The sequence below is a fragment of the Paenibacillus sp. S25 genome, assembly GCF_019454085.1.
GTDB classification, from domain to species: domain Bacteria; phylum Bacillota; class Bacilli; order Paenibacillales; family Paenibacillaceae; genus Paenibacillus; species Paenibacillus polymyxa_B.
The window spans coordinates 4,265,330-4,280,271 of the sequence record NZ_CP073683.1; the positions used below are offsets into that span (position 1 = coordinate 4,265,330).

The window sequence follows — 14,942 nt, forward strand, 5'->3', positions numbered from 1 at the left end:
TCCTTGTATCCCAGCTTATACTTGAAAAACACCCGTTGCTGCGATGCGCTGCACTGCCTCCAGCAGCCTTTCTTCACAGTTCACCAGACTGACCCGCACATGAGAAGCTCCCGCACGACCAAAGCCTTCTCCAGGGGCGACCGCAACATGCGCCTCGTCCAATAAAAAGTCTGCAAATGAAGCGGATGTATAACCCTCTGGCACCTTGAACCAGGCAAAAAAAGACCCTTGGGGAGCAGCTACATCCCAGCCAATACCTCGTAACGCTGCAATGAGAACATCACGGCGCCGCTCATATAACGCCGCGAGCTCCCGTACCGGTTCCTGCGTGCCCAGCAATGCCACAGCTCCCGCATCCTGTACCCCTCCAAAAACAGTGCTGTAGGCATGCGTATGATAATGCTTGAGCGCACCAATGATGGACGAATTTCCCACTGCAAAGCCGAAGCGCCATCCAGCCATGTTATATGTTTTGGAAACCGTATACGTCTCGACGCCATACTCCTTGCCGCCGGGGATTTGCAGTAAACTAATCGGCTTATGCCCGTCAAATCCAAGAGCGCCGTAAGCAAAATCATTCATAACCGGAAACTGATACTGAGCGGCATAATCCAGCGTCTTTGTCAGAAAATCTGAAGTAGCTACTGCTCCAGTCGGATTGTTCGGATAATTAATCATGAGCAATTTGACCTGCTCTGCAATTTCTTCCGGCACGGTTGTATAATCAGGCAAGAAGCCATGCTTCTCATCAAGCGGAATCGTATGAATATGGGCTCTTGCCAGCGCAGCAGCGGAATAATATTGGGGATATGCCGGATCGGTGGTCAATAACCAATCACCAGGATTCAGCAGCGCCTGTGGAATCCCCATTACACCTATGGCTGAGCCGTTGAATATGGCAATCTCCCGGTCAGGATCCAGCTCCACCTGATACTCCCGTTTATAGAACGCAGCGACAGCCTCCAGCGTGCTTTTTTTCCCATGAAAAGGTGGATAGCCCTGATTGATCGGTTGATCGACCGCTTCTTTCAAAGCGCTGATGATATGTGCTGGTGTTAGCTGATCCGGGTTGCCGGCTGCCAAATTGATTACATCTATTCCTTTGCTTTTATACAGATTCACTTTGTCATCCATTGCGCTAAAATAGTTGTCAGGCAGAGCCTTGACGAGATCAGAGGATGAAAAAATCACGTTCATATCCACCTTCTATCCATAAGATACAGGCTGACAACGTCAGCCCGCAGAAGATAATACCCATATTATTTGAAATAGCTTGGCAACTTGTAGCCTTCATAATCAGAATTCGATTGGATGTACTTTTGGAATTCTTCTGAATGATATCCTTCAATAATGTCTTTGACGAAGGGCTTATCCTTGTTCTTGCTGTCCACAGCGACCACGTTCGTGAACGGATCTGTCATATTTTCAAGCTTTAATGCCGAGGTCAGCTTTATTCCATTCGATACAGCAAAGTTCCCTTGTATGGCCGCAAAATCAACGTCCTCCAGTGCACGTGGCCCCTGTGCCGGGTCGGTAGCAACAAATTGCAGATGATGCGGATTAGAGGTGATGTCATTCACCGAGGTTTGCAATGGATCGATTTTGTCCTTTAAAGTAATCCAGCCTACTTCCTTCAAAATATTCAGCGCACGCAGCATATTGACTGGCTCGTTGGGCAGGTTGATTTGGGCTCCATCGCTGATTTCGTCAAGGCTGGTGTGCTTGCTGGAGTACAATCCCATTGGAGGAGTCGGGACCTGCACAGCACCAATCAGATCAATATTCTCCCGCTTATTCATAGAATCCAGGTAGAGCGAATGCTGGAACACATTAGCATCAATATCCCCATTAGCCACGGCTACATTGGGCTGAACACCGTCTGTAAACTCTTTATATGTAATCTTATAGCCTTTCTTCTCTAAATATGGAGCCACACCATTCTTAAACTGATCGCTATATGGACCGGGATTAAAGCTGATATGCAGTGTTTTCTTTTCTTCACCCGCAGCATTGCCCGACGTATTCTTGCTGCCGCAGCCTGAAATAAAAAGCACGACTGCTCCTAGCAGCAATATAAACGAAATCCATGGTTTCTTCATTTTAATGTCTCCCCCTGCTCCTTGATATCATCTACTTTTGGTGAGTTAGAATGTTACAATCGCTCAAAACACCAAGTAATTTGATGCGTTTTATAGATATTACAATGATTTTTTATTCACTGTCAACAACATTTAATTACGCATCTTCTGCATAACAAATAAGGGATCACAACAGGCGATCCCATTGAAGGCAAAAATACTTCACAAGTTTGTAATATTATTCCGTTTCAATTATACCCCCCAGGGGTATAATGAATATGAAAATAAAACCCTAAAGGAGCTATTAAATATGAGAATGCAATGGGCTTTGCTCGCTGGTACAGTCATGATTATTTTGAGTGGGTGCGGGAACAGTAACGCGCCGAACCAAGAGCACACGGCAAACAGCAGTCAACAACACGACACATCGGAGATGAACCATTCCACTTCCAGTGAGCTTCCTGCCGGACTAAAAGAAGCTGAAAATCCAGCCTTCAAAGTTGGTAGTCAAGCGACTATACGAGCTGACCATATGGCAGGCATGAATGGGGCTACTGCCACGATTGTGGGTGCTTATACGACTACTGCTTATACAGTCTCATATACTCCAACCACTGGAGAAGAAAAAGTGAATAATCATAAATGGGTTATTCATGAAGAAATTAAGGATGCAAGTAGTGAGCCCTATGCACCGGGCACAGAGGTTATCCTTGCAGCAGATCATATGAAGGGGATGGATGGGGCTAAGGCTACCATTGATTCCGCCGAGCCAACGACCGTATATATGGTAGATTATACGCCTACTACAGGAGGAGAGCCTGTCAAAAATCATAAATGGGTGACGGAGAGTGAGCTTTCAGCTCATTAGAACTCTTACAACACAGGCGCTTATGATAGCAAAAGGGAGCCTTACATCGGCTCCCTTTATACGGCTTTATTTGGGTTTAGACAAACCTACTTCGCTAAATTCAGCTTGGCATCCTTGATATCATACAAAGTCCCTTCGTTGGTATCTACAAGCTTTTTCATTTGTTTGTTGGCTAGTCCATTTGCAGGCACGATTGCATTAAAAATAACACCATTTTTCTGTAATTGCTCGTTGATTTCATCTACTGAAAAACGCGCTTTACCTAGAGCTGTATTTTTATCATGAACTGGTGCATCTGTAATGAATATGATTGTTTTGGAATTAGAATTTTTGGGAAATTTACTTATAGCTAACTGAATAGCCTCTAATCCCGATTCCTTCAAATCCCCGCCAGCGGAAGGGCGCAGCATATTCAAATTACCTTTTAACTTGTTTTTATCGGTCGTAAACTCCAAAAATTCTAAATCTTTATCTGCCTTCAGATTGATATCCCGAAATGCAACGACAGCAAATTGGGAACCTGCTGGAACGGAATCAACAAAGCCTTTTACCTTCTGTCTCACATAATCCAGCGTCCCTGTCATACTACTCGTAACATCTATGACGAACACAATATCCGTAGATTTGGAGAAGGTGGTGGATATCTTTTTTAGAATCGTTGGATTGGAATGTGATTCGGAAGCATCTTCATTTCCCTCCATTAATTGTTCACTTTCACTGGTTGTCAAAACCTGCGGTGGAGCATGAAAAATCACAACGCTCTGAGCTGCAATATTCCATTTTACCTTCGCACCCAGCGCCTCACTTACAAAGCGAATAGGAACCATTACTTTGCCGTTAATGAGTCTCGGCGCCGCATTGAGACGCACTAATTTACCGTTGATATAGGCATCTCTGGAGCCTACAGTTAACTTAATCGTTGTATTTCCCTTGGTTGCAGTAACGGTCTTGGTAGCTCCATCCCATTTCACTTTCGCCCCAAGCGCCTCAAAAACGGCACGAAATGGTACCAGCATACTTCCGCTAATAGAGGTCGCAGGCTGCTCATATTGTTGCAGTTTCCCGTCTATAAACACCTCAACCTGCTGAGCCTTGTTATTATTTATGGGAACAAATTGGGGGACAGACGCTGCCGAATTTCCCGACTGATCGATCATTTTGATATAAAAGTAGTATCCACCCGTAGATAAATTCAGGTTACTTAATGGGTAGCTAAACGTTGTTTCCGGATCGAACTGAATCCGTTTAATTAATTGAGCATCCGTATTTTTGACCATAACGTATGAAGTGTACGTGGGTTGAATATTTTTCATTTTCAAACGAACCGAAAATGACGTACCTGAAGAGTTAATTGTAAATGTACCCGGAAAACTTTCTCCAGACGGAATAGACAAAGAGATTTCCGGTGACTCATCAACCTCTTGGTCCACTTTAGACTCCACGACGGGCTGGGTTACTTGAGGTTCAATTACTTTCGGTTCACCCACAGGTTGAGCAACCTCGGGTTCACTTGGAGTGGGAGTCTCTTTTATATTGGTATCTACCTCAGGCTGCGTTACTTTTGGCTCCTCAGCAAGTGGAGTTACTGTAGATTCATCGACTGACTGCACAGTCCCTTCCATAGTTGTAGCTATAGGAAACTCTATATGATTTTCTGATCCTGGCCTAGGTGCTGGTCGTGAATCAGCAATCGAAATTGTGGAGTTGGCATAATCGATTGTAAAGTCACCAGGAGGAATTTCAATATAGTTGCTATACAGGCGAATTGGCGTATCAGGCTTAATCGTAAACGGGAGATCGAATTTAAACACTCTGTTTACTCCATTACCATCATCAAGGGTAAGCTTATCTCCATCTCTGAATACTGTCGAATTGGCAGCATGAACACTTTCTGTACACAAAGTGAACAACCCTACGAGTATCGTTAAAAACGAAAGTAGGAACATCATTCTTTTGAGCTTCATTCTTATTTCCCCTTTTGAATCTATATTCTTGTCGGTAAATCATAGCATAGGGTTAGATGAAGTTCATGCCATCTGATTACAGTTATGGATATGCGAACTCACTTTTTCCATCATTCGCGCTCTGTTCATCTGTTCAATGTTCATATGTATCTCCTTGGCCCGCTTCTTCAACGTGGCATACGTAATATGGCCGCCTTCAGTGCTTTAGTCCCTTCTTCGCTTTTCAAATAATCCGACGGTGTTTCGTTGCCGAGTGCGGGGACTTCTCGATCCATCCAAGTCAGCAAATACTCCCCCATATCGGGCAGCAGCACAATCTGAATCTCCTTGGGAATTTTACTTTCGGCCACTTTTGCTCTTATAGCCGGATCTACCTGATCATATTGCTCCTGATAGACCTGAACCATGTTGGCCCAGTTCTCCGGCTTAAACTCTTTCAAATATATGTCTCTCATCTACGAACCCTCCTTAGGGCCTCAGACAACGCTTTTCATGCTGGAGCAACCATTCTTTTCTCCATAGCCCTCCTGCATAGCCCGTTAGTTTCTGATTGGAACCGATAATTCGGTGACATGGAATCACAATGCTCAGCTTATTTTTTCCATTAGCACTGCCTACGGCTCGGATCGCTTTTTCATTTCCAATAGCAAGAGCAATATCTTTATAAGCTGTCGTTTTACCGTACCCCACGGACACCAGAGCATTCCATACTTTTTGCTGAAAATCCGTACCTTCAAAGGCATAAGGAAACGTAAACTCAAAGCGCTCACCTTTAAAATACTCGTCAAGCTGGATAGCGCATTCCGCTAATACTTGGATTGGAACCTCTTCTATAGCCCTCGTTAAGAGCTCATTCCGATTAGAGAACATAATAGAATAGACAGCCTCATTTGTGCCCTGTATCTCTATCTCTCCAATCGGCGATACATACTTCATTACGTATAGTTCGCTCATAAAAGGATACAACCTCCTTCCTTTTCTATTCCCTACTCAACTTTCTATACTCACTAGGAGAACAATGGTTCAAGCTACGAAACGCCTTATAGAAATGGGAGGGACTTTGGAAGCCCGTCTCATAGCAAATCTCAAGATTCGTAAGATTTGTACTTTTAAGAAGATAGGCTGCCTTATCTACTCTTATTTTTTCCAAATACGTGCGCGGGGTTTCGGCGGTTTCCTGTTTAAAGATCCGATCCAAGTAAAAGGAGCTTATTCCGATATGGTCCGCAATATCCTGCAATACAAGTTTTTCCTTGTAATGATTAACCAAGAAGGTTACCACATTCTGCACAAGTCTGATATACGGCGAATGGTCTGTATGGGGCTGGCATCTTTTGCAAGCACGAAAACCCGCCTTTTCCACTTTGTCCAAATCAAAGTAAAACTCCACATTTATTTTCTTCGGCTTTTTGGATCGACAGGAAGGTCGGCAGTATATGCGGGTTGTTTTCACAGCGGTAAAAAACAACCCGTCATACTTACGATCACACGCTATAATTTTCTCCCACATTTCTTCAAAAGAAAGATTAAGGTTAGCCATGATCGAATGCTCTGTCCTTTCTATAGTTCATATTCATCTAGCTCAAGGATTTTGCAAAATCCTCATACAAATGTGATGTATCTTGAAGCTCTATCAACTGTTCTGCATTCTTTTGCAAAGCAACTATTATCTTATCAGAAAATGCATTTCCAAAGCTAAACCGTTTAACTCCTAACTGCTGAAGCTGGTGGACATTCGTCAGACCCGGCAGGGATAAAACATTAAGCGGAGCATGTATATGAAACACAACTTCCCTGATCTCTTCATCACGCTTTAATCCTGGAACAAAAATTCCGTTCGCACCACTATCCACATACGCTTTGGCCCGCTCTATGGTCTCTGAAAGTGGGGCATCCATCTGCAAATATGTATCCGTTCTTGCGTTTATAAAAAACTTTTTAAACCCACGCGTATCCAATGCTGTTCTTATTTTGGACAACAGGTTACTGTGCAGGCCCACTTCTCGAAGTCCCTTTTTCGTTTTCAAAGAATCCTCAATATTAATCCCTGCAACTCCCACATCGGCTATCCTTAAAACATGCTCAACAATCGTTGCCGTATCCTCCCCATATCCTGCTTCAATATCTGCCGACACTGGAATCTGAACATGCTCAGCAATCGTCCGAATAATGCTTACATGCTGGTCAAAATCAATAAGCTCTCCATCTGAGAATCCAAGCGTATTGGCAATTCCCCAGCTCGTCGTACCTATCGCCTTAAAGCCTGCCTTCTCCAGAGCCACCGCAGATAGCATATCCCAGGCGTTCCCTAAAAATAAAAGTTCCTCTGATGTGTGAAGTGCATGAAACTGATGAATTTTGTTCATAAATATAGCCTCCTGGTATGTGATGTAACTCATTTTATCAAGAGGCTATCTTTGTTTCGTCCTCATTCTTGCACTTATGGTCTATAGGAATCTAGGAACAACTAGGTCCATTTATTCACATATAAAACATAATTTCTGAAAAAACGGTTATTTAAGCTCTATTCAAACATTTCCTTCTTATCTATACTCTTGCTAAATCAATTCGAGTTAGATTCAAATCTACACTTTTAGCTTTTAGCCTTTCACAATTACATTATTATAGGAGGAGTTATATGTATAAAACAAAGTTCCTTATGATCTTGCTAAGCTTTACTGTAATCGCTTCTTTCTCTAGCTTGACCGGCCCTTCACCTGCCAAGGCTTTTGCTGAAGAGAATGGAACTCCGGTACAGAAAACGATCGATTTAAATGAGGGCTTCGACAACTCAAATGAAGCTAGTATAGAGCCATTATCCCTTACCAGCGAAGAAGCTACTAGCCAAGCATCGGTTACAGCTATTGATCATGATGCTAATTTCTCACCTTCAACACTTCAGTTTCTGAAGGCTAATACAGGACTCGACGGTGAGCAATGGGATAATATTATGAAGCTAGTGAACAAACCAGAGCAAGATTCTTTGAAATGGACTGAATTTTATGGCTATGCTGAAGATATCGGCGATAATCGCGGATACACCATTGGTATATTTGGAGCAACAACCGGCGGTTCAAATGATACGGGACCCGATGGTCCGGACTTATTCAAAGCTTTTGATGCTGCTAGTGGAGCTGGTAACCCTTCCATTGCAGGTGGATTAACACGTGCTGGTCTGAAGGGAAAAATGAGTGGTTCGATTCTAAAGCTCAGCGATAGCGATAGTGTAATCAAGAAGAAAATCAACGCTCTCCAAAACAATGAAGCTTGGAGAGAAGCCATGTGGCGTACGTTCTATGACACCTATATCGAGTATAGTGTACAGCAAGCACAGAAACGCGGATTTAATACTGCTCTGACGATTGGATCATTTGTCGACACAGCACTCAATCAAGGCGCTACTGGTGATTCAGGTAGTCTTGAAGGAATCCTCTCACGTTCAGGCAGTAGTACGAATGAGAAGAAGTTCATGACTAACTTCTATGCTAAGCGTACATTGGTTGTCGATACCAACGATTATAACCAACCTCCCAATGGTAAGAATCGTGTGAAACAATGGAGTTCTCTCTTAGCTTCTGGCGAAACAGATCTTAAAAACGCAGATGCAGCTGTGATCAAAGCAACTAATTGGGAACTGAAGTAAATACAATATACGTCATGAGGAGGACATATCGTATGCCCTCCTTTATCTATTTTCATGAACATTGAGCTGATGTTGACTGCTGACAACGTCCCATTCTCCCATACAGTTCCTCTCATCATTCGAGTATGTAAGTCGCGTGTACAAATAGAGAGACTGCCCCGGAAGCCCGAAAGTTGCAAGCTCCTGAAACAGTCTTGTAAAATGGTTTATGAAGTCGAAATAAGGCCGTTAGATGATTCGATAGCCCGATGGAAGTCTACCGCTACTGCGGATATTACGGATTTGCTGCAACGTCAGACGTTGATTGGTAGAAATAATAGATTCCACATCATTCCCGCGAATCAGATCATCCAGGTCGGCGATGTTGCGATTGCCTCTAAACACACGGAAGTTACCTCTAAACCGCGTGCCAGTAAAGAGTACAAGTGTAGCATTACTGCTAGTAGAAAAGAAACGCAGACTTTCGATGCCGTTGAGAATGTTATCGGTATTACGAATGCCTAGGTTTCCTCTGAATACTCTCCTGGAACCCCGAAAATTTTCTTCGTTGTAGACTGTAAGACGTGGATACGTTTGAGATACATATGCTTTGTTGTCCATGTTGTAATTCCTCCTTTCAACTTCATCTTATGCTTCACCATCCGATTGGCGCGGGCCTCGCAGCATCCATCTAAAAATAGTTATGTGATTGAATAGAGCAGATGCAGACTTGAAAAAGGAACATATGTTCTGTATAATCTAGCTAAGCAATTTGGAAAATCTTGAACTAACGGAGATGCGGACATGGACGATAAATTTATTGAGGAACTACGTGAAATTAGCAGAAACGACAAGCGAAGATCCGAGTTTCTTATTAAGGGTATGAAAGAAACACTTCAGGAAAGAAAAGAAAAAAACTTTATCGAAAGATGGATTTGGCGACAAAAAAATAAGAAGCTTATAGCGCGGAAGTTTAAATCCTAGTAGATATAACAACTGAATCTTCATAGATTTCTACTTTTTGTTTAGGTCATAACTCATTTTTAGGAGGCAGAGTCATGATTGAGCTACTAGTCCCAAACGACAATATATTAAATCAAAATCAATTTTTGGCTGATGAAGTTCGATACAATTTGATCCATCGAATTTGTGAGTCAGAAGGGTCAACATGCCTCAAAACGTCCGATAAAAATATGATCTTTGCTCAATCACCCGGACATAAGGCTTGGCTATGGATCTCACAACAAATCACAGAAAATCATAAATTGACCTATATAGAAGAACTCTTACGTTATTTAAAAGGAACCACCCTATACCCCACCTAATTTGCGAAAGAAAGGTTTTGCCAGCGTAATGGTATCCGAGCTATGTTTCATTTTGGAAAATGAGCATTTAGTACCCATGCTATATGCAGATTTAAAAAATTCGGTTTCCAATCAAGTTTATAAAAATATCGGCTTTGAGGAAGGCGGCAAAATCACTGATATTGCGTTTGAATAAGCCCTCCTACTGCAAGAGAGCATATTATTGCTCATTCAAATCAAAGAAGGCCGCAATGTCACCTTCATCACTGGGCCTCCTCTTCACTTATCTATTCACTTTACTCCGTAACACCCAATTCCGTGTGGACTGGGGATCTTCGTGAAAGTAAATATACAGCTACAATGGCGATGGCGACACCGGCTGCTCCAAACCAAGTGATGGAAGCCAGCGATACCTGGCCAACAACGACACCGCCGATTCCGGCTCCAGCCGCCATGGCAAGCTGCATTGTAGACTGATTGAGACTCAGCATCACACCAGAAGACTCAGGCACAAGGGTGACCAAGTTATATTGTTGAGTAGGTCCTGTTGTCCAGGCTGCGAACGACCACAGCATCAGTAAAGCAAATACTGCACCTAGAGAATGAGCGGCGATAGGAAGTAAAAGCAAGGAAAAAACATGCAGCACCATGCCCCCGAGTAATGTAAAGGGTATACCCTTTTTATCCGCACTGTACCCACCAATTTTTGACCCGATTAGACTGGCAATTCCGAAGGCAAGTAATACTGAGCTTAGCATATCCTCTCCTACACCTGATACATTCAGCAAGTACGGTGAAATGTAAGTATACGCGAGGGAATAACCCCCTCCCCAAAAGAAGGTAATAGCCAATCCCAAAGCGACTTCAGGCTTTCTCAGAAGAGCAAACTGTTGTAGTAAGGGGATCGGTTGATCTCCTTTCAAGCGAGGAAGCGTCATAACGATAACGATCAAGGCAATAATCCCTGTCAACGCAATGCCGAGAAATACGGTTTTCCAGCCATACGCAGAAGATATCATTCTTCCAAGTGGCACCCCGATAATCAGCGAGGCTGTAAAACCCATAGTAACCGTAGCAATAGAACTGGCCTGCTTGCCGGCTGGGGCAATTTTCGCAGCAATGCTCAGTGCTGTAACCACGACCATCCCCGCCCCGAGGGCCATAAGAATACGTGCGGCGATAAACATTCCAAAGCCCGGCAGTGCAAAGGACAGAACATTGGCAACTGCAAATAATCCAAGGGAACTCAAGAGCAGTTTGCGTCTATCCCACTTAGCGGTTACTGCCATCAGGATCGGCGTTCCAATCGCATAGGCCAGAGAATAAACGGTAATTAACTGACCTGCAGCCGCCACTGTAATTCCCATCGTCGCCGAAATCTGATCCAAAACACCCGCGATGATATATTGAGATGTGCCTACCAAAAAACTGACAATGGCTAAAATATATACTTTCCATGTACTCTGCATTTTCTAGTAACGCCTCTTTCCTTTTCTTGTTTTTATATTTTTACAAATATCGAAATTAAGACTAAAAAAATTTATGTTATCAAGAACGGGGCATATTTTTGTGCTGCTTCCACATCCAAGCTGTAATAAATAAACGTCCCCTCTTTACGGAACGTGAGTAGCCCAGACTCCGCCATTTGCTTCAAATGATGTGATAGCGTCGAAATAGCAACACTGTTCAGCTTTCCACCAAGCCTAGAGCAGCATTGGTCACTTTCCTCTTTTAACAAAAGTGCTATCTTGAGACGAGTGGGTTCTCCAAGTGCTTTATATATTTTTACAGCCTGCTGCATCTCTGTTGTATCTTTCACCCTGTTCGGCTCCCTTCTGTTCCAGTCTTAATTTCGATGTTTGTCGAAATAAAGTTATCACAAACATTTGTAAAAGTAAACCCGTTTATTATAAAGGTACAGCTATTTTACACTCTGTGGTGTGAATAATGTTCTTTCTCATCCGATGAATAACCCCCCATCCATAAAGGATGGAGGGAAAAATGATCTGAGTAGAGAGGGAGAATCATGGATGCCATGGCGTTAATTCGGGCTTGCCGTGGGTCTGACAATAATTTCATTAACATCTACATCTGCTGGCTGCTCCATGGCATACAGAATGGAACGGGCAATGGCATCAGGCGTGATCGAAATACGACGGTACTCTTTCATTCCTTGCCGGGCCTCTTCATCTGAAATACTGTCAGCAAGCTCAGATTCGGTTACTCCCGGCGATACCAGCGTCACACGAATATCTCCCCCCACCTCCAAACGCAATCCTTCAGAAATCGCCCGAACCGCATACTTCGTTGCGCAATACACCGCTGCAGTCGGGGTTACACTATACGCGCCAATAGAGGCGATATTGATAAACTGACCAAATCCTTGCTTTTTCATAATCGGAAGCCCTGCCGCAATCCCATGCAGAACGCCCCGTATATTTACATCAATCATGCGATCCCATTCCTCTACCTTCAGGGCTTCTAATTTTGAAAGAGGCATCACTCCCGCATTGTTCAAAATTACATCCACGCGTCCAAATGCTTTTTCCGCGTACTTAATGAACGCTTCCATCTGGTCTCTCTTTGTCACATCCAGTTGCTGATAATCAGCCGATCCACCTTTAGAACGAATCTCGGATGTCAGAGCCTCCAGTCGCTCTGTGCGTCTGGCCCCTAATATTACATGAGCCCCATGGTGAGCAAGTAAACGGGCAGTAGCTTCACCGATCCCACTACTTGCCCCCGTAATAGCTACGACTTTCCCTTTAATATCCAACATTCTTATTCCTCCTCTAGTTAAAAATATCACTGAAACAGATTACTTTTTTACTTCCCTGTAAAAAACCATCCCTGCATGATACAAAACACCATTTTTGAATACACCATCTGCCGTAAATCCGGTGTCGTCTACATATTCGATATAGTCATCTTCTAAGATATAGCTGCCTGTATAGGCACTTTGTCTCTGACCCCGTGCTTCATCATAACGGCCATTAGGCAAGAGTTCGTGACGGATATTTCCGTCTTCAGTTACCCACATCCCTATATAGGGATGCTGCGAAGCGTGTACACTTTTTTCCGCTTTGTTACTCTCCATGACTCCCACTCCTTTGCACTTCTATTTTTTTCTCAATTGCTCATTAGGTGTTGTATCTGCATCTTATTATGAGAGGAATGTCCATCAGCCCGGTAGAAGAATCAGAGCAAATTATTGCCTAATTCTCCAAAGACCCTTAATATGTAATAAACTACTGAAAATGAAAACGGGCTACGTTGCAAAGAAGGGATGTGTCATGATGGGGGCAACCAAAATAGAGGGTTCTACCATGGAAAAACAAGCCGAGTTGGCAAGGCTCATAGAACGATTTTCAAATCAGGACGGAGTTCTCACTACAGCCATACCTTCGCTTCACTTCGTCCGAAGTTCAAATACAACCGTTCCGATACATCAAGTCCATGAACCTGCCTTATGTATTGTGGCACAAGGCAGAAAAGTCGTGATGCTCGCAGAGGAAAGTTACCATTACGGCACATCCGACTACCTTGTTGTGTCGGTGGATTTGCCGATCTCGGGGCAGGTTATCCAAGCGTCAGCAGAAGCTCCTTATTTGTGCCTCCGGCTCAATTTTGATCCGCATCAGGTTTTGGACCTGATCAAGGAATCTGCTTTTCCCACAAGCCCAATGCCTGATTCCAGACGAGGCTTATATGTAAGCCAAACCAACTCTCTACTGCTGGATGCCGTGGTAAGGCTAGTGCATCTTTTGCAAAGCCCACAGGATGTTCCGGTGCTAGCTCCATTAGTCATTCGTGAGATACTGTATAGGATTTTACAGGGGAATCAGGGGGAATCCTTAAAACAACTGGTCATGACCGGCAGCCATTCCAACCGAATCGCAGAAGTCATAAAGCGGATTAAGCAGGATTATGATAAGCCGTTACGTATTGAGGAATTGTCCAAACTAGCGAATATGAGTCCTTCGTCACTACATCGTCATTTTAAAGAGGTTACGGCTATGAGCCCAATGCAATATCAAAAACAATTACGTCTACAAGAGTCCCGCCGCCTGTTGTTATCCGAATCAGCGGATGCGGCAGATGTCGGTTTTCAGGTAGGTTACGAGAGTCCCTCACAATTCAGCCGCGAATACGCCCGCTTGTTCGGCCTGCCTCCAATTAGTGATATCAAACGCTTGCGCTCGGATCAGGATCACCCGACCATTTGAACCGTTGTTAGATGAACATCTGAAACTACTGGTCCTACTAACGCTTATCCCTAATCGTACATGGCAGAATGTAAAAAAACAGCACAAAACAGCCGCTCCACCGGTAGAGACGCGGCTGTTCAATATATTCCTCTATGCATGTGGTCATCACTATTTGAGCATCAATACGGATTATCCAGCTTGACGAACAAGGCTCGAATGACATCCTTCTCTGCCGAAGTAAGCTTTTGTCCTGCCTGCCATTGTTGAATCTCTTTCTTGACTTCCTTGGGTTCTCTATAGCTGAGAGCATACCCGATGCTTCCTATACCTTGTATGCGGTTGGTTTTGTCCATATTTGCCAATGCTCGGGTCATCGCAGTTCTGTCTCTTGTAAACAAATCTCCCATAAGACCAGCATAGCTTTCGCTTAAAGCTCCATCCAATCCGTCAGAAGCCTGGATCACATTTGCAAAGCTTTCCGATGGAATAAAAGCACGCTGCCTATACAGATATTCGATAATTTCCAGGCTTTGATGTTCATTGATTTTGTTCATCTTTCCCCATTGAATTCCTGCTAAATGGTCCGTCATATGACGGACTTTTACTTCATCACTGAGGGATGAATCCTTATAAAAGGACAGCACTAGCTCCTCTTTACTTTGCTGGGTATGCTGCGTATTGACTGCAGTTTGCTTGGACTCTCCATTGTTTGCCCCGGACGGCGCCGCAGTTTCAGCATCCTGTCTTACAGGATGGGGAGTACACCCTATGGTTACAGCCAGCAATAGTGCAGTACAAGCTACAGATACAAACCCATTACCTTTTAACATGAATCCACTCTCCTGTCTGAACAAACAGTGGTCGTTATAATTGCCCAAAATCCACTCATAACCTCGTT

The 14,942-nt window shown here is 43.6% G+C and carries 19 protein-coding genes; 6 read left to right on the top strand and 13 right to left on the bottom strand.

Going from position 1 to position 14,942, the window contains the following annotated elements:
- Positions 1 to 15: 15 nt before the first annotated feature.
- Both KAI37_RS18620 and KAI37_RS18625 read right to left on the bottom strand, forming a co-directional pair.
- Positions 16 to 1,191: an aminotransferase class I/II-fold pyridoxal phosphate-dependent enzyme gene (locus tag KAI37_RS18620; RefSeq protein ID WP_081366898.1), complete on the bottom strand. Its 1,176-nt coding sequence runs from the start codon at positions 1,189 to 1,191 to the stop codon at positions 16 to 18.
- Positions 1,192 to 1,259: 68 nt separating this feature from the next.
- Positions 1,260 to 2,099 (bottom strand): MetQ/NlpA family ABC transporter substrate-binding protein, encoded by an 840-nt coding sequence (locus tag KAI37_RS18625; protein WP_071642166.1) that lies wholly within the window; start codon positions 2,097 to 2,099, stop codon positions 1,260 to 1,262.
- A 289-nt stretch (positions 2,100 to 2,388) separates the two neighbouring features.
- Here KAI37_RS18625 and KAI37_RS18630 point away from each other — a divergent pair, with 289 nt between their 5' ends.
- Positions 2,389 to 2,946, top strand: coding sequence for a YdhK family protein (locus tag KAI37_RS18630; RefSeq protein WP_071642167.1), 558 nt, complete (start codon positions 2,389 to 2,391; stop codon positions 2,944 to 2,946).
- 86 nt (positions 2,947 to 3,032) lie between these two features.
- On the opposite strand, the gene KAI37_RS18635 is transcribed toward KAI37_RS18630, so the two are convergent.
- The 5 genes from KAI37_RS18635 to KAI37_RS18655 form a co-directional block, all read right to left on the bottom strand.
- The gene (locus KAI37_RS18635) at positions 3,033 to 4,910 is read right to left on the bottom strand and encodes a stalk domain-containing protein (RefSeq protein WP_220029993.1); all 1,878 of its coding nucleotides are present in this window, start codon (positions 4,908 to 4,910) and stop codon (positions 3,033 to 3,035) included.
- Positions 4,911 to 5,077: 167 nt separating this feature from the next.
- Complete coding sequence (locus KAI37_RS18640) at positions 5,078 to 5,365, bottom strand: antitoxin Xre/MbcA/ParS toxin-binding domain-containing protein (RefSeq protein WP_071642169.1); 288 nt, start codon at positions 5,363 to 5,365, stop codon at positions 5,078 to 5,080.
- Between the two features lie 13 nt (positions 5,366 to 5,378).
- Positions 5,379 to 5,864: a methylated-DNA--[protein]-cysteine S-methyltransferase gene (locus KAI37_RS18645; RefSeq protein ID WP_071642260.1), complete on the bottom strand. Its 486-nt coding sequence runs from the start codon at positions 5,862 to 5,864 to the stop codon at positions 5,379 to 5,381.
- A 25-nt stretch (positions 5,865 to 5,889) separates the two neighbouring features.
- The gene (locus tag KAI37_RS18650; RefSeq protein WP_220029994.1) at positions 5,890 to 6,450 is read right to left on the bottom strand and encodes a bifunctional transcriptional activator/DNA repair enzyme AdaA; all 561 of its coding nucleotides are present in this window, start codon (positions 6,448 to 6,450) and stop codon (positions 5,890 to 5,892) included.
- 37 nt (positions 6,451 to 6,487) lie between these two features.
- Positions 6,488 to 7,276, bottom strand: coding sequence for an isocitrate lyase/PEP mutase family protein (locus tag KAI37_RS18655; protein ID WP_071642262.1), 789 nt, complete (start codon positions 7,274 to 7,276; stop codon positions 6,488 to 6,490).
- Between the two features lie 272 nt (positions 7,277 to 7,548).
- Between KAI37_RS18655 and KAI37_RS18660 the strand changes: the two genes are divergently transcribed.
- Positions 7,549 to 8,553, top strand: coding sequence for a chitosanase (locus tag KAI37_RS18660; protein WP_220029995.1), 1,005 nt, complete (start codon positions 7,549 to 7,551; stop codon positions 8,551 to 8,553).
- A gap of 228 nt (positions 8,554 to 8,781) precedes the next feature.
- Here the strand turns inward: KAI37_RS18660 and KAI37_RS18665 are convergent, their stop codons facing one another.
- Positions 8,782 to 9,153 (bottom strand): hypothetical protein, encoded by a 372-nt coding sequence (locus tag KAI37_RS18665; protein ID WP_023989731.1) that lies wholly within the window; start codon positions 9,151 to 9,153, stop codon positions 8,782 to 8,784.
- A gap of 183 nt (positions 9,154 to 9,336) precedes the next feature.
- Here KAI37_RS18665 and KAI37_RS18670 point away from each other — a divergent pair, with 183 nt between their 5' ends.
- The 3 genes from KAI37_RS18670 to KAI37_RS26530 all read left to right on the top strand — a co-directional run bounded on the left by KAI37_RS18670 (position 9,337) and on the right by KAI37_RS26530 (position 10,032).
- Positions 9,337 to 9,516 carry a hypothetical protein gene (locus KAI37_RS18670; protein WP_013311365.1) on the top strand — a complete coding sequence of 60 codons (180 nt, stop codon included), beginning with the start codon at positions 9,337 to 9,339 and terminating at the stop codon, positions 9,514 to 9,516.
- Between the two features lie 74 nt (positions 9,517 to 9,590).
- Positions 9,591 to 9,857 (top strand): hypothetical protein, encoded by a 267-nt coding sequence (locus KAI37_RS26525; protein WP_233901756.1) that lies wholly within the window; start codon positions 9,591 to 9,593, stop codon positions 9,855 to 9,857.
- A 28-nt stretch (positions 9,858 to 9,885) separates the two neighbouring features.
- The gene (locus tag KAI37_RS26530; protein WP_233901757.1) at positions 9,886 to 10,032 is read left to right on the top strand and encodes a GNAT family N-acetyltransferase; all 147 of its coding nucleotides are present in this window, start codon (positions 9,886 to 9,888) and stop codon (positions 10,030 to 10,032) included.
- A 100-nt stretch (positions 10,033 to 10,132) separates the two neighbouring features.
- Here the strand turns inward: KAI37_RS26530 and KAI37_RS18680 are convergent, their stop codons facing one another.
- From KAI37_RS18680 to KAI37_RS18695, 4 genes are all read right to left on the bottom strand, one after another.
- Positions 10,133 to 11,305, bottom strand: a complete 1,173-nt coding sequence (locus tag KAI37_RS18680) for an MFS transporter (protein WP_220029996.1) — start codon at positions 11,303 to 11,305, stop codon at positions 10,133 to 10,135.
- A gap of 71 nt (positions 11,306 to 11,376) precedes the next feature.
- Positions 11,377 to 11,655 (bottom strand): ArsR/SmtB family transcription factor, encoded by a 279-nt coding sequence (locus KAI37_RS18685; protein ID WP_220029997.1) that lies wholly within the window; start codon positions 11,653 to 11,655, stop codon positions 11,377 to 11,379.
- Positions 11,656 to 11,877: 222 nt separating this feature from the next.
- Positions 11,878 to 12,615 (bottom strand): SDR family oxidoreductase, encoded by a 738-nt coding sequence (locus KAI37_RS18690; protein ID WP_071642266.1) that lies wholly within the window; start codon positions 12,613 to 12,615, stop codon positions 11,878 to 11,880.
- A 39-nt stretch (positions 12,616 to 12,654) separates the two neighbouring features.
- On the bottom strand, positions 12,655 to 12,933 hold the full coding sequence (locus KAI37_RS18695; protein WP_013311369.1) for an Atu4866 domain-containing protein: 279 nt from the start codon (positions 12,931 to 12,933) through the stop codon (positions 12,655 to 12,657).
- A 199-nt stretch (positions 12,934 to 13,132) separates the two neighbouring features.
- Here KAI37_RS18695 and KAI37_RS18700 point away from each other — a divergent pair, with 199 nt between their 5' ends.
- On the top strand, positions 13,133 to 14,062 hold the full coding sequence (locus tag KAI37_RS18700) for an AraC family transcriptional regulator (RefSeq protein WP_220031507.1): 930 nt from the start codon (positions 13,133 to 13,135) through the stop codon (positions 14,060 to 14,062).
- Positions 14,063 to 14,223: 161 nt separating this feature from the next.
- Here the strand turns inward: KAI37_RS18700 and KAI37_RS18705 are convergent, their stop codons facing one another.
- Entirely contained in the window at positions 14,224 to 14,874 is a 651-nt protein-coding gene (locus tag KAI37_RS18705; protein ID WP_220029998.1) for a hypothetical protein, read from the bottom strand.
- Positions 14,875 to 14,942: the final 68 nt, after the last annotated feature.